Raw genomic sequence first — 15,669 nt, 5'->3', positions numbered from 1 at the left:
CCGGAACACGGCCTGGGGACGCGTAGTGGTTCGGTGTCGCCAGGTGGTATAGACCACACCGCCTGGAGGGAACCAGGGGCCGGTGTTCAGCGTCGCGGCCCCGCGGACCCCCGGGCACCGCGCGTTCTCCGTGCCGGCCGGATGGCGGCTGCGTGTCGCCCGTATTGCCGGCTGTGTGCGCGGGCTGTATTGCCTGCCGCGCGCATGGGCCGTATCGACTGCTGCTTCTGGCAGCGTACGGCGGCTGTCGCCGGCGTGAACCCGGTTACGGAAATGGTCGCCCAATAGTCATTCGGCCGAAAATTTTTGGCGAGAAATGCTCTGGGAATTCATACGCCTGAAGCAAAGCGACTCTTCGGTGTCGACTCGAAGGGTCGCTTCGGTGAGGCACGGCGGGGGCATAGCCAGGGCATAGCCGGGGCATGGCAAAGGACCGCTCCACCCCCAGGGGGGAAGGTGGGGGCGGAGCGGCCCTTTCTGGATGCCGCCATGTTCGGGCGGCTTCACATGCAGGAACGGCCCGGTGGCGGGCCTGGTTCGAAGGCTGTGCGAATTTTTTGGGTGAGGTCGATGAAGTCTGCACTGACCTGCGGTTATGTGTTCGGTGACCCTCCTGGAAGATATCCGAAATCAAGAGAAAAATTGGGGCAGAAGGTTGGAGTCGGACACTCCGGTTGTCGTTGACAATGGACTGGACCAGCCGTAGTTTCTTGAACGCGCAAACACCGCTTGGGTGACTCTCCCCGGTGTGACCGGTCTTTTGGTGTTCCCCTTTACAGGACGGCCCAATGACGCTCGGAATATCGCAGCGCAATTCAGTGCTCTCTGCCCTGCGGCACCTCTATGAAACCCAGCCGGAAAAGCTTCTCTTCACCTTCGTCGACGACCACGGCGAGGACGCGGAGACGCTCCGGGCCGGCGAGCTCGCCGAGGCGGTCGACGACGTCGCGAGCTCCCTGCGTTTAGCGGGACTCACTCCCGGTGACCGCGCGGTGCTCGTCTATCCGCCCTCGCTGGACTTTGTGAAGGCGTTCATGGGCTGCCTGGCGGCCGGCGTCCTGCCGGTGCCCGTCTACCCCCCGAACCCGTTCCGGCTCAAACGCGATCTCGTCGGCTTCAACGCGATCGTGGAGAGCTCCGGTTCGAAGGTCGCACTCACCAACGGCCTCTTCGACCGCTCCCGCAGGGCCGGTTCGGTCGGCCGGCTGCTCGGGCGGTCGGAGCACAGCTGGCCCCGTATCCCGTGGCACCGCACCGACCGGCGATCCGGCCGACGAGGCGGGGCCGTGTGCGACCCCGATACGTGGTACGAGCCCGCCGATCCGGGCGAGACCGCGTTCCTGCAGTACACATCGGGATCCACCGGAGTCCCCAAGGGCGTGATGGTCACGCACGGGAATCTCGTCCACGAGATCGCCGCCAACGTGGTCGACCTGAGGCTCAACCCGGATACCGTGGGCGTGTTCTGGCTCCCTCAGTACCACGACATGGGCCTGATCAACGTGCTCCTCAGCACGGCCCTCGGCAACTCGACGACGCACATCATGTCGCCGATCACCTTCCTCCAGCGGCCCTGGGTCTGGCTCGACGTCATGTCCCGGGTCAAGGCCACGATCACCTCGGCGCCGAACTTCGCGTACGAGCTCGCGGTCCGCAAGACGACGCCCGAGATGCGCGCCGGATGGGACCTCAGCTCCCTGGAGATGGCCATCACCGCGGCCGAACCGATCCGCACCAGAACCATCCGCACCTTCCTCGACGCGTTCGCCGTCTCCCGGATCCGCCCCGACGTGTTCTACGGCGCCTACGGCCTCGCGGAGAACACGGCGAGCGTCACGAACCGCGGCCAGGGCGTGCTGCGGCTCGAGAAGAAGGCGCTCGAGGAGGGCGACGTCGTACCGGTGGACCAGCCCTCCGGCGCCTCCGAGGTGCTGGACGCCGAGCGCCATGTCGAGTACTACGGCTGCGGCTTCTCCAGCAAGCCGGGGGACCGTATACGCATCGTCGACCCCGAGACGGGAGTGCCGTGCCCGCCCGCGCGGGTCGGTGAGATCTGGGTGCGGTCGTCGACGACCGCGGCCGGCTACTACGGACGCCCGGAGACGACCCGCGAGGTCTTCCACGCCACCGTGACGGGCGACGACGACCCGACCGAGTACCTGCGCACCGGCGACCTCGGATTCCTGCACGAGGGCCAGCTGTTCATGACCGGCCGGATCAAGGACCTGATCATCATCCGCGGCCGCAACGTGTACCCCTCCGACATCGAGGACAGCGTCCGCGAGTGCCACCCGTCCATCCGGCCCGGCGGCATCGTCGCCTTCGCGCTCGGACCGGACGAGACCTTCCCCGGCGACACCACGAACGGCGCGGACGGCGGGGACGGCAGCGAGCGGCTGGTCGTGTTCGCCGAGACCGGCGAGAAGCGGATCGACGCCGATCTCGCCGCCGAGATCTGCGCGATGGTGCGCAAGTTCGTCTACGCCGACCACCAGTTGTCCTGCCACGCCGTCGTGCTGGGCAAGCCGGGTCTGGTGCGCAAGACCACCAGTGGCAAGGTCCGCCGCAGGGTGTGCAAGGAGGCCCTCCTGAGCGGCGAGATCGACCGTGAGGCCACCACGCTGCTGGTGTCGGTCAGCAGAAACGAGCCCCCCACCCGCGACGAGCTCATCGAAGGGCCACGTCCATGAACGCAAGCAAGACCGCCGGCAACGGCCTGATACTCGCCGCGGGTCCCCGGGATCCCCGCATGTACGACGTCGACGACGACTTCCGGCGGGTCCTCATCGACATGTCCGCGCTGACCGTGGCGTCCGCGACGCGCCGGGACCGCTTCTTCCACGCGACGTCGACGGCGGCCCGCGGTGTGCTGACGGTGCTCGACGCACCCCTGCTGCCCGCCCACGGGTTCCTCCGGCCCGGCCGCCGCTTCCCGGTCGTCGTCCGCTACAGCAACTCGGTCGGCACCGACGACGTCAAGCCGACCGTCCGGGGCCTCACGCTCCGGCTGCTCGACGCCGAACCCGGCACGGCGACCGGCTTCGAACCCGGGCTGCTCGACCTGACCTTCAACACCGGCCCGACCTTCTTCGCCTCGACCGCCGAGATCTTCCGGCGCAGCTTCGGCACCCCCGAGGAGCGGGCGCAGAACATCAGCGAGAAGCCGGAAGTCCGGTCGATCATCTGGAACAACATCAGGACCGCGGGCTCCTACGTCACCTACGACTTCTACTCCCAGGTGCCGCAGGGCTTCGTCGCCGAGGACGGGCGGCAGTGGCTGATCCGCTTCCGCGTCCACCCGGTCGACGAGCCGCTCGTACGCGGCGACTTCGACCACGGCGACCTGTGGTGGCCGCCGGACGCGCCGAACGAGATCCCGCGGCCGGAGGGCGACACCCGCGACCCCGAGTTCCTCCGCGAGGACCTGCGCCACCGTATCCGCACCACCGGCGTCCGCAACGTCCTCCAGGCCCAGCTCCACCCCCTGGACGGCACGCCCGAGGGCACCGAGAGCGCCCTCGACCCGGCGCGCCCCTGGCCGGAGCACCTCTGCCCCTGGTTCGACCTCGGCGACCTGCACCTGGACACCCTCGCCGACGACGACGCGGTCAACCAGATCGCGTTCGACCCCGGTCTCGCCCCGGCGGACCTGGGCATCGCCCTCGCCCGGTCGCCGCACTCCACCGCGTCCCTGAACCATCTGCGGGCGCTGATCTACCAGGCCGCGTCCTACGCCCGGCTCGGTGAGCGGCAGCCGCCCCAACTCACCGCGCTGCTGCGGCCCAGCAGGAACATCACGACGGCGACCACGACGAGCAGCACGGCGGTCACGGCCCCGCCCGCCGCCGGATCCCCCGACACCGCGGGCCTCCCCCGCAGCGTGGTCGTCATCGGCGCCGGACCGAGCGGACTCACCATCGCCCGCGAACTGGAGCGCGCGGGACACCGGGTGACCGTCCTGGAGGCCCGCGAGGCGGTGGCCGGAAAGTGCGAGACCGTCGAGATCGACGGCCGGGCCTACGACCTCGGCGGCCACATCTGCACCAACCAGTACGAGCGGGTCGCCGAGCTGGCGACGGAGCTGGGCGTGGCGACGGAGGCCACGACGCCGTACCGGATCCTCGATGTCGAGCAGGGCGCCGCGACGCCGCAGGACGGGTCCTTCTTCCGTAGAGAAACGTATCTGCGCTATCAGGAGCTCCGCGAGCGCGAGTTCCCCCGTATCGGCGAACCCGGCCTCGCGCACTCCGCGAAGGCACTCGCCGCCCCCGTGGCGCAGTGGCTCGCCGAGCACGGCCTCGAGTCCATGGCCGCGTCCTTCGGCACCGGCTACACGGCGGCCGGCTACGGCTACCTCGACGACGACGTCCCCGCGCTGTACTTCGTCAAGTACGCCGAGATGACCGGGCTGCTGTCCAACAAGCCCGAACTCCTCGGCCACCCCGGCGCCTTCACCATCGCCGGAGGCTTCGCCACCCTGTGGCGCCGGGTCGCCGAAGAGCTCGGCGACCTGCGGCTCGGGGTGCGCGTCGAGTCGGTCGAGCGGCACGCGGACGGCGTACGGGTGCACACGGACGCGGGCCTGATCGAGGCCGACGACCTGGTGCTCACCGTCGCCCTGGACCAGGTGCTGCCGGTCCTGGACAGCACCGAGGAGGAGCGCGAACTCGCCGCGCGCATCCGCGGCAACGCCTACCACACCACCGTCGCCACGGTGTCCGGGCTGCCGGGCTCGGCCTTCTACTTCCTCAAGCAGTACAACGACACCCGCGAGGCGACCGGCCACTGCGTCGCGTACCACCACCGCTACCCCGACAGCGACGTCCAGACCTTCTACTCCTACGGCCGCCCCGAGGACATCACCCCGAAACTGCGGGACGACGTCGCCGGCCTGGGCGGGGAGCTTCAGGAGGTGCATCTCCAGCGCGAGTGGGCGTTCATGCCGCACTTCGGCACCGGCGACCTGGAGAACGGCGTCCTGGACGGGCTCGAAGCCATGCAGGGCCAGCACCGTACGTACTACGCGGGCAGCCTGCCCTCCTTCGAGCTGGTCGAGTGCACCGTCGCCTACGCACAGGACTTGGCCCGCCGTCATTTCCCGTCCACGGACGGGGCGCTGACGCGCACCGTGTCCGCCACCACCGGAACGGCCGTGACTGCTCCCGCACTCGGCGCCGGGCTGACGGTGGACGCCGTACGCGACTGGCTGGTCACCAACATCGCCGCCGAGCTGCGCCTGCCCGCGACCGAGGTCGACACGGCCCGGCCGCTGGAGGAGTACGCGCTGGAGTCGCTGTCCGTGGCGGCTCTGCAGTCCCGGCTCTCCGACTGGCTGGGGTACCGCATCCCCCACACCTTGTTCATGGAGCTGCCCACCATCGACGAGGCAGCCCGGTTCCTCGCGGAGCCCGACGAGGCGGCATCCGCCTCCGACTCCGGCACGGAGGAAGCGCCGCCCGCGCCGCGCCATCTGATCCCCCTCAACACGCCCCGCCCCTTCTTCTGCGTCGGCGGTATCGGCGGCTCCGCGCTCTATCTGACCTCGCTGGCCCGCGCGCTCGGCGACGGACGGCCCTGCTACGCCTTCGAGGTGCCCGGCCTCGACGGCAAGGAGGAGCCCCTCGACGACACGGTGGACCTCGCCGCCCTCTTCGCCGACGAGGTCCAGCGGATACAGCCGCACGGCCCGTACCTCCTCGGCGGCCATTCCTTCGGAGGGATGATCGCCTACGAGGCGGCACGGCAACTGCGGGAACGCGGCGAGAAGGTCCACAGGGTCGTCCTGTTCGACACCTACGTCCCGCTGCCCGGCCGTGGCGCGCCCGCCGACGACGATCTGCGGGCCGTCGAGGAACTCCTCGCGCTGCGTCACATGGCCTGCCTCGTGGTGGACAGTTGCAGCTGCGGTGTCGACCGCTCCAAACCCCTCGAGGAGCAGGGAGAGGAGATCGCCCGGGCCCTCGGAGCGGCCGACCCGGAGTCGTACGAGTCCCACCTCGTCAACGTGGTCGGCACCTACCAGGCGGGCCTGCGGGCCTTCGCGCTCTACCAGCCGGAGCCCTCCGACCTGTCGGTGGTCCTGGTCAAACCGGAGGCCGGATGGGCGCCGCTGGCCCCGGAGGACCACCGCGTACAGATGCACTTCGACCCACCCAACGGCTGGGACACCGTCGAACTGGGCGACCTGACGGTCATTCCGGTGACCGGCAACCACTTCAACATTTTCACGCGTCCGCATCTGGCGGCCGTCGCCGAGGCGACGCGTACCAGCCTGGCGGGTGCGAGATGACCACCTCGCAGGCGATACCGAACGCGGTACCGCACTACGACCCGACCGATCCGGCCGTCCAGGCCGACCCGTACCCGCTCTACCACGCCCTGCGCGAGGCCGACCCGCTGCACTGGAACCCACCGGGCTTCTGGTTCCTCACCCGTTACGAGGACGTACGGAACCTGCTGCGCGACCCGCGGCTCGGTGCGGACAACGGTGGCAACACCGGAAGCATGGGCGGCACCGGGAGCGGCGGCGAAGGGCACACCGAGCGCATGGCCGGCGGTGACACACCGTCCATGATCCTGATGGACCCGCCCGGCCACACCCGCCTGCGCGCGCTGGTCAACAAGGTGTTCACCCCTCGCTCCATCGCGTATCTGCACGAGCGGATCGAGCGGATCGTCGAACGCCTGCTGGACGAGTGGGGGACGGGGGAGCGGGACTTCGTCGAGGGCTTCGCCTACCCGCTGCCCCTGGAGGTCATCTGCGAGATGCTCGGCGTGCCCGAGGCGGACCGCGACGACGTCCGCGACTGGTCCGAGGACATGGCCTACATGGTGGACCCCGTCGTCACCCCTGACACGGTGGCCCGGGGTCTGCGCGGCCGACGGAAGATCGTCGAGTACTTCCGGGTCCTGGTCGCCGAGCGCCGGCGCGCCCCGGGCGAGGACATTCTCAGCGGGCTGATCCAGGCCGAGGCCGAGGGCGACCGGCTGACCTCGGAGGAACTGCTGTCCACCGCGGCCCTGCTGGTGGTCGCCGGACACGAGACCACGGCCAACATGATCGCCAACGGACTGCTGGCGCTGCTGCGGCACCCCGGACAGCTGGAACTGCTGCGGTCCTCGGGGCCCGGCCTGGTGCCGTCGGCCGTCGAGGAGACGCTGCGGTACGACGGGCCCGCCCAGGCGGTGGGACGGCGCGTGCTGGAGGACATCGAACTGCACGGCGTGCGCATTCCGCGAGGCGCCCGTCTGGTGCTGAGCCTGGGTGCGGCCAACCGCGACCCCGCACGGTTCCCCGACCCGGACCGGCTCGACATCACCCGCGGCGACAACCGGCACCTGGGCTTGAGCGGCGGTGCGCACTTCTGCGTCGGGGCACCGCTGGCCCGGATGGAGGCGGTCATCGCCTTCACGGCCCTGATGCGGCGGCACCCGCACCTGGAACTGGCCGCAGAGCCACGGTGGCGGGAGCGGACGGGACTCCGCGGCCTGAGTGAACTGCGGGTCCGGGGCTGAGGCCCCCGCCACCGAGAAAGGCGTGACATGAATTCCCTGCCCCTGTCTTCAACGCTGCCCCTGCCCGCAACCGCACCCGCGTCTCCGGCTGCCGCCCGCGGGGCCGGCTTCTCCCCGGCCGGCATCGTGGCGGCCGTCCGCTCGGTGCGGCAGCCGGTCCTCATCGTGCGGGACGCCGAGAGCGGCCACTTGGGGGTCGCCGGCCCTGAGGAGCCCCACGGAGGCGAGATCGTCGGGACCCTGCCGCCGCTGTACCCGGAGTGGCTGGGCGACCGGTCGTTCGGCGAGACCCACGGCACGCGGTTCGCGTACATCGCGGGTGAGATGGCCAACGGCATCGCCACCACACGTCTGGTGACCGCCATGGCAGAGGCGGAGATGCTCGGCTTCTTCGGCGCCGGAGGGCTCGCCCCCGAGCGGGTCGAGGCCGCCGTCGACGAACTCGCCACCGCCCTGCGCGGCCGCCCCAACTGGGGCGTGAACCTGATCCATTCCCCGAACGAGCCCGCCGTCGAGGAACGGGTGGCCGAGCTGCTGCTGCGGCGCGGCGTGCCCATCGTCTCCGCCTCGGCGTTCATGGACCTCACCCCGGCGGTCGTCCGCTGCTCGGCCACCGGGCTGAGTACGGATGCCACTGGGCGTATCGTCCGGCGCACCCGCCTGTTCGCCAAGGTGTCCCGGCCCGAGGTGGCCGAGAAGTTCATGTCGCCCGCTCCGGCCGGACTGCTGAACGCCCTCGTGGAGCGGGGGCAGTTGACCCCGGAGGAGGCGCGGCTCGCCGCGCGGGTGCCGGTCGCCGAGGACATCACCGCCGAGGGCGACAGCGGCGGCCACACCGACAACCGGCCGCTGGTGTCCCTGCTGCCCGCCCTGCTGGGGCTGCGCGACGAGATCACCGCCCGCCACGGCTACGACCGGACCATCCGGGTCGGCGCGGCAGGCGGCCTCGGCACCCCGGCGAGCGTCGCCGCGGCATTCGCGTCGGGCGCGGCCTACGTCGTCACCGGCACCGTCAACCAGATCGCCGACGAGGCGGGGATCTCCGACGACGCGAAGGCGATGCTCGCCCAGGCCGACCTCGCCGACGTGACCATGGCGCCCGCCGCGGACATGTTCGAGCTGGGCGCGAAGGTGCAGGTCTTGCGCCGCGGCACGATGTTCGCCAACCGCGGCAGCCGCCTGTACGAGATCTACCGCACGTACCCGTCGCTGGAGGCGCTGCCGCCCGAGGAGCGCAACCGGCTGGAGCGGCAGGTGCTCGGTGCCTCCGTCGACGACGTCTGGGCCGAGGTGCTGCGCTTCTGGCAGCGCCGCGACCCCGCCGAGATCACCCGCGCTGAGCAGGACCCCAAGCACCGCATGGCCCTCGTCTTCCGCTGGTATCTCGGCCTCTCCAGCCGCTGGGCGATCGACGGTGACGCCTCCCGCCGGGCCGACTACCAGGTGTGGTGCGGCCCCGCCATGGGCGCCTTCAACCGCTGGGCCGCGGGAAGCTTCCTCGCCGGTCCCGGCGGCCGCCCGGCCGTCCAGATCGCCCGCAACCTGCTGGAGGGCGCCGCGGTGATCACCAGGGCGCACCAGCTGCGCACGTACGGGGTGCCGGTGCCCCCGGGCGCGCTCGCCTTCGCGCCGCGCCCGCTGTCCTGACGCGGCGTCGGCGCTCCCTCTTCATCGCTCTCCTTTCTCTCACCCCTGCCCTCTGCGCTTTTGCCATGCCTCAAGACACCGAGGTGGAAACGATGTCCGAACCCCATCGCCCCCAGCAGGTGCCCATCGCGATCGTCGGTGCCGGCGCGCTCATGCCCGGCTCGGCCGACGTCGGCGGCTTCTGGCGCACCATCGTGAACGGGCGCGACCTGATCACGGATGTACCGCCGACGCACTGGCTCGTCGAGGACTACTACGACCCCGACCCGTCGGCCCCCGACCGGACGTACGGCCGCCGCGGTGCCTTCCTCTCCCCCGTCGACTTCCCGTCCCTCACCTACGGTGTGCCGCCCAACACCCTGGAGGCGACGGACACCTCGCAGCTTCTCGCCCTGATGGTGGCCGACCAGGTGCTGAAGGACGCCACCGGCGGCGACCTGGCGAACCTCGACCGGGACCGGGTCAGCGTGATGCTGGGCACGGGCGCGCTGGAGCTGCTGTACAGCATGTCCAACCGGCTGCAGCGGCCCGTATGGCTGAAGGCGCTGCGCGAGCACGGCGTGCCCGAGCCGGACGCGCAGGAGATCTGCGAGCGCATCGCCGGTCACTACGTGCCCTGGCAGGAGGCGACCTTCCCCGGGCTGCTCAGCAATGTGGTGGCCGGGCGCATCGCCAACAAGTTCGACCTGCACGGCACCAACCACACCGCGGACGCCGCCTGCGCCAGCTCGCTCGCCGCGCTGTCGGCCGCGGTCAACGAACTCGCGCTCGGCAAGTCCGACATGGCGATCGCGGGCGGTGTCGACACGCTCAACGACATCGTCATGTACATGTGCTTCTCGAAAACGCCTGCGCTGTCCCCGACCGGCGACTGCCGCCCGTTCTCGGACGCCGCGGACGGCACCATCCTCGGCGAGGGCCTGGTCATGCTGGCCCTGAAGCGGCTGGCCGACGCCGAGCGCGACGGGGACCGGATCTACGCCGTGCTGCGCGGCATCGGCAGCGCATCGGACGGCCGCGCCACCGCCATCTACGCCCCGCTGCCGCAGGGCCAGGCCCTCGCCGTCCGGCGGGCCTACGAGTCCGCCGGGTACGGACCGGACACCGTCGAGCTCGTCGAGGCGCACGGCACCGGGACCAAGGCCGGCGACGTCGCCGAGTACACCGGGCTGCGCGGAGTCTTCGGCGAAAGCGGCCGCGACGACGGGCCCTGGTGCGCGCTCGGCTCCGTGAAGTCGCAAGTAGGCCACACCAAGTCCGCGGCGGGCGCGGCGGGGCTGCTCAAGGCGGCCCTGGCGCTGCACCACAAGGTGCTGCCGCCCACCATCAAGGTCGACCGCCCCAACGCGAACCTCGACCTCGGCAGCGGCCCGCTCTACCTCAACACCGAGGCCCGCCCGTGGGTGCGCGACGGCGCCCATCCGCGCCGCGCGTCCGTGTCCAGCTTCGGCTTCGGCGGCAGCAACTTCCACGTCACGCTGGAGGAGTACGTACCGAAGGAGGGGGCCGACGCCGAACCCGCGCCCCGGTCCCGTACCGCCCCGTCCGAACTGGTGCTGCTCGCCGCCGACTCGCCCGAAGAGCTGCTGGCGGAGGCGGAGCGGCTCGCCGCCGACGAGCGCGAACTCGCCACGGTGGCTCTGGGGACGCAGCTCGCCTTCGATCCGGCGCGGCGCTTCCGGCTTGCGATCACCGCCGAGAGCACGAGCACCGGCGGGCCCGGTTCCGACCTCTCCGGCAAGCTCGGCCAGGCAGCGGCCCTGATCCGCAGGGACCCTGAGGCGCCGTTCTCCGCGCCCTCGGGCATCCACTACGCGACCGGTGCCGGGGACCGGGGCCGTACCGCCTTCCTTTTCTCCGGACAGGGCAGCCAGTACGTCGGCATGGGCGCCGACGTGACCATGCACGTCCCGCAGGCCCAGGCCGTCTGGGACCGGGCGGCGGACCTGCCGCTCGGCGACCGGCCGCTGCACCGCGTCGTCTTCCCCGTGCCGGTCTTCGACGACGCCGACCGCGCCGCCCAGCAGGCCCTGCTGACCGAGACGGAGTGGGCGCAGCCCGCGCTCGCCGTGCAGAGCCTGGCCCTGCTGTCCGTGCTGGACGCGGTCGGCGTACGGCCGGACTGCGTCGCCGGACACAGCTTCGGCGAGCTGACCGCACTGCACGCCGCGGGCGTCTTCGACGCGGACACGCTGATCCGCATGGCGCGCAGGCGCGGCGAGCTGATGCGGGACGCCGCTGCGACACCGGGCGCGATGCTCGCGGTGGCGGCGTCGCGCGAGGAGATCGAGGCCGTACTCGGCGGCGGTCCGGACGCGGACGGGCACATGGAAGGGCTGTGGGTGGCCAACCACAACAGCCCTCGGCAGACGGTCCTGTCCGGCACCGAAGAGGCAGTCGACGCCGTCGAACCCAAGCTCACGGCAGGCGGGCTGACGGCCAGGCGACTGAAGGCCGCCACCGGCTTCCACAGCCCTCTCGTCGCGCCGGCGAGCGAGCCCTTCATGGACTTCCTGCGCGAAGTCCCCTTCGACCGGGCCCGGTTGGAGGTGTACGGCAACTCCGACGCCGCGGTCTACCCGGACGACCCTGACGAGATGCGCCGCCGCGTCGCGGATCACCTCGCGCGGCCGGTGCGGTTCGCCGACGAGATCGAGGCGATGTACCGGGACGGCGTGCGCACCTTCGTGGAGGTGGGTGCCGGCTCGGTGCTGACCCGGCTGGTCGGCGAGATCCTCGGCGAGCGCCCGCACCTCGCCGTCAGCCTCGACGGCAAGGGCCGCAACGGCGTGACCGGCCTGCACGACGCCCTCGGCCGCCTGGCCGTGCACGGGACCGCTGTGGACTTCGCGGCGCTGTGGGCCCCGTATGCCCTGCCCACGGACGACGACACGACGAACGACGACGAGACGGACGCGACGACCGGCCGGAGGCCGCAGATGACCACCCCGATCCAGGGCAGCAACCACGGCCGTCCCTACCCGCCGCCCGGCGGAGCGGGCGAACTTCCGCCGCCGAACCCGGTCGTGGACCCGAACCCGGTCGTGGACCCGGTCCCGGCCACGGCGCCGGTTCCGGTCACCGCCTCGGTTCCGGTCGCCGTCGCGGGACCGGCTCCTGTCTCGCTTCCGGCCCCTGTAGCGGTTCCGGTACCGACGCCGGCTCCGATCCCGTCGGCAGCGACCGACGCGGCCGCGGCCCAGTGGCTGCACCCCGTGGTGGTCGCTCAGCAGCAGACGGCCGAGGCGCACGCGCGGTACCAGCAGCAGGCGGCCGAGGCCCACACGACGTACCAGCGGCTCATGGCGGAGAGCCACGCTGCGTTCCTGAGGGCGTTCGAGGGCTCGTACGGCGGTACCTACGCCGAGCCGGCAGGCGTGCCGGCAGCCCTGCTCCCCGCCGCCGCCCTGACTGTCGCGGTCGCCCCGGCCGGACCGGACGCAGACACCACGCCGGCCGCGGCGCTGCACGCGGTGCCGCCGCTCGCTGTGCCGCAGCCGGCCGTGCCCGGCATCCAACAGGCACCGATCGACCTTCGACCGGTCACCGAGCCGCAACTCCCCGTCGCGGAACCGCAGTTCCCCGTGTCCGCCGCCCCGGACCCGGTCCCCGCACCTCCGGCTGCCCCGGTGGCGGTGGACCTGGAGGGTCTGTTGCTGTCGATCGTGGCGGAGAAGACGGGTTATCCGGTGGAGATGCTGGCGCCGGACATGGATCTCGAGGCGGATCTGGGGGTGGATTCGATCAAGCGGGTGCAGATTCTGTCGGCGTTGCGGTCGGAGGCGCCGGATCTGCCGGTGGTGGAGACGTCGGAGCTGGGGCGGTTGCGGACGGTGGGTGACATCGTCGGCAAGCTGCGCGAGGGCGGCGACCCCGTGCCGTCCGCCGCCCCCGCACCCGCCCCCGTGCCGGTGGCGGTGGACCTGGAGGGTCTGCTGTTGTCGATCGTGGCGGAGAAGACGGGTTATCCGGTGGAGATGCTGGCGCCGGACATGGATCTCGAGGCGGATCTGGGGGTGGATTCGATCAAGCGGGTGCAGATTCTGTCGGCGTTGCGGTCGGAGGCGCCGGATCTGCCGGTGGTGGAGACGTCGGAGCTGGGGCGGTTGCGGACGGTGGGTGACATCGTCGGCAAGCTGCGCGAGGGCGGCGACCCCGTGCCGTCGGCCGGACCGGTCACGCCGGACATCGTCGAGCCTGCCGCCCCGGGCGGACTCGTGCACCACGCGGTCCGGGCCGTCGTCGCACCCCCGTCCGGGCTGGAGATGCCCGGCCTGAGCGGCGGTCTGCTCGCCGTCACCGACGACGGCCGAGGCGTCGCCGCGTATGTCGCCGAGCGGCTGAACGCGCACGGGCTGTCGGCCGCGGTCGTCACCGAGGTCCCGCAGGACGCGTACGGGGTCGTCTTCCTGGGCGGCCTGCGCGAGACGGCGACTCCCGAGGAGGCGCTCACGGTGCACCGCGAGGCGTTCCGCGTCGCACGGGCCGTGGCGTCGCGCTTCGAAAACGGCGGCGGGGTGTTCGTCACCGTCCAGGACACCGGGGGAGACTTCGGCATCGGCGGGCGTGCGGGCGTCCGCGCATGGTCGGGCGGCATCGCCGCGCTCACCCGTACCGCTGCCCGCGAGTGGCCCGACGCCTCCGTCAAGGCCATCGACTGCGAGCGCGCGGACCGGACGCCCGAAGCCGTTGCCGAAGCGCTCGTATGCGAACTGCTCACCGGCGGAGACACCCTGGACGCCGGCCTGCGCGCCGACGGCACCCGCCTGACGGTGTGTGAGGCCGAGGTCACCGCGGAAGCCGGCGGCGACCCGGCGAACGTCGGACCCGACTCGGTGATCGTCGCGACCGGTGGTGCGCGCGGGGTCACCGCGGCCTCGCTGCTGGCCCTCGCCCGCGCCCGTCAGCCGCGTATCGCACTGCTCGGCCGCAGCCCCTTGGACGAGGAGCCCGCGGCGCTGCGCTCCGCCGCCGACGAGGCGGCGCTCAAGCGGGCCGTCATCGAGCAGGCCCGCCAGCAGAACGCGGGCCGCCCGCCCGCCCCCGCCGAGGTCGGCGCCACCGTGGCACGGGTGCTGGCCGCCCGTGAGGTGCGGGAGACCCTCGCCGCGCTGGAAGAGGCCGGTTCCAAGGTCCGCTATCTCGCCGTCGACGTACGGGACGAGGCGGCGGTCGCCGCGGCGCTGGACGAGATACGGCAGGAGTGGGGGCCGGTCACCGGCATCGTGCACGGAGCCGGCGTGCTCGCGGACAAGCGCCTCACGGACAAGACCGACGAGCAGTTCGACCGGGTCTTCGACACCAAGGCCGACGGGCTGCGGGCGCTGCTGGCCGCCACCGCGGACGACCCGCTCGAGGCGCTGAGCGTGTTCTCGTCCGTCGCCGCCCGGTACGGCAACGCGGGCCAGAGCGACTACGCCATGGCGAACGAGGTGCTGGGCCAGGTCGCGTGCGCCGAGCGAGCGGCCCGGCCGGGATGCAGGGTCAGCGCCATCGCCTGGGGACCCTGGCAGGGCGGCATGGTCGACCCCGCGCTCGAAGGGCACTTCAGGAGCCAGGGCGTCGAGCTGATCCCGGTCGAGGAAGGTGCGCGGGCCTTCGTGGAGCTGTTCACGGCTCCCGGTCCCGACACCCAGGTCGTCGTGGCGGGCCAGGGCGTGGCCGGCGCCTTCGGCGGCACGGCGCGCCGGGAGACCACCGCCGGGATTCGGCTGACCGGCGACTCCCACCCGTACCTGCGGGACCACGCCATCGGCGGCACACCCGTACTGCCCATGGCCATGGCCCTGGAGTGGCTGACCGCCGCGGCCCGCACCGGATCCGGGCTGCCGGCCGGGGCTCCCACGGCGGTGCGGAACGTGAACGTGCTGCGCCGTATCGCACTGGACGAGCTGGACGGTGCCGGACACCGCCTCGCCGTCCAGGGACGGCGCGACGGCGCGCTGACGTTCCGTCTCCTCGGCGAGGGCGGCGTACCGCACTACAGCGCCGAAGCCGTCACGACGGACGAGCCGCTCGCCCCCGGAACATGGACCGCACCGGCGGACCTGCGGCCGTCCGACCGTGCCGGGGCCGAGATCTACGACGGGCACGTCCTCTTCCACGGCCCCCGGTTCCAGGCGCTGCGCTCGATCGACGGCGTGTCTCCGGCCGGTGCGACCGGCACTCTCGCCGGCCTGCGCGAACTGGGCTGGGACGACCGGCCGTGGTGGACCGACCCGGCCCTCACGGACGGCGGCCTCCAGCTCGCCGTGGTCTGGGCGGAGCAGACGCTCGGTGGGGCGACGCTGCCGATGTCCGCTGCCGAGTACCGGGTCCACCGCACCGGTCCGGCCGCCGGAGAGGTCCGCTGCGTGGTCCGGGCGGGGGACGTCCGGGCCGAGGGCGCCACATGCGACATCGGCTTCCTCGACGAGGACGGCTCCGTACGCGCCGAACTGCTCGGCGTGTCCCTCGTACTGCGTCCCTCCTGACACGCCGCGAACGACCGGAGAGCGAGACACCACG

Annotated in this window: 5 protein-coding genes; all 5 read left to right on the top strand. The window is 71.9% G+C overall.

Annotated elements, in window-relative coordinates; translation table 11 throughout:
• Window positions 1–788 precede the first annotated feature (788 nt).
• The 5 genes from ACWD4J_RS09960 (at window position 789) to ACWD4J_RS09940 (ending at window position 15,635) form a co-directional block, all read left to right on the top strand.
• The gene (locus ACWD4J_RS09960; protein WP_451394831.1) at window positions 789–2,690 is read left to right on the top strand and encodes a fatty acyl-AMP ligase; all 1,902 of its coding nucleotides are present in this window, start codon (window positions 789–791) and stop codon (window positions 2,688–2,690) included.
• Window positions 2,687–6,289: an alpha/beta fold hydrolase gene (locus tag ACWD4J_RS09955; RefSeq protein WP_451394830.1), complete on the top strand. Its 3,603-nt coding sequence runs from the start codon at window positions 2,687–2,689 to the stop codon at window positions 6,287–6,289. Before ACWD4J_RS09960 ends, ACWD4J_RS09955 begins: the two co-directional genes overlap by 4 nt.
• Window positions 6,286–7,515, top strand: a complete 1,230-nt coding sequence (locus ACWD4J_RS09950; protein WP_451394829.1) for a cytochrome P450 — start codon at window positions 6,286–6,288, stop codon at window positions 7,513–7,515. Before ACWD4J_RS09955 ends, ACWD4J_RS09950 begins: the two co-directional genes overlap by 4 nt.
• A gap of 27 nt (window positions 7,516–7,542) precedes the next feature.
• Entirely contained in the window at window positions 7,543–9,162 is a 1,620-nt protein-coding gene (locus ACWD4J_RS09945) for a PfaD family polyunsaturated fatty acid/polyketide biosynthesis protein (RefSeq protein WP_451394828.1), read from the top strand.
• A gap of 92 nt (window positions 9,163–9,254) precedes the next feature.
• Window positions 9,255–15,635 carry an SDR family oxidoreductase gene (locus ACWD4J_RS09940; RefSeq protein ID WP_451394827.1) on the top strand — a complete coding sequence of 2,127 codons (6,381 nt, stop codon included), beginning with the start codon at window positions 9,255–9,257 and terminating at the stop codon, window positions 15,633–15,635.
• The last annotated feature ends 34 nt before the right edge of the window (window positions 15,636–15,669 follow it).

The organism is Streptomyces sp. NPDC002577 (genome assembly GCF_053594815.1).
The sequence above is the reverse complement of the archived record's forward strand: the minus strand, read 5'-3'. Positions and strand labels throughout refer to the sequence as shown.

Bases quoted from the DNA above. Each gene is read 5' to 3' on its own strand.
- ACWD4J_RS09960 (WP_451394831.1), top strand. From the start codon at position 789: ATGACGCTCGGAATATCGCAGCGCAATTCAGTGCTCTCTGCCCTGCGG.
- ACWD4J_RS09955 (WP_451394830.1), top strand. From the start codon at position 2,687: ATGAACGCAAGCAAGACCGCCGGCAACGGCCTGATACTCGCCGCGGGT.
- ACWD4J_RS09950 (WP_451394829.1), top strand. From the start codon at position 6,286: ATGACCACCTCGCAGGCGATACCGAACGCGGTACCGCACTACGACCCG.
- ACWD4J_RS09945 (WP_451394828.1), top strand. From the start codon at position 7,543: ATGAATTCCCTGCCCCTGTCTTCAACGCTGCCCCTGCCCGCAACCGCA.
- ACWD4J_RS09940 (WP_451394827.1), top strand. From the start codon at position 9,255: ATGTCCGAACCCCATCGCCCCCAGCAGGTGCCCATCGCGATCGTCGGT.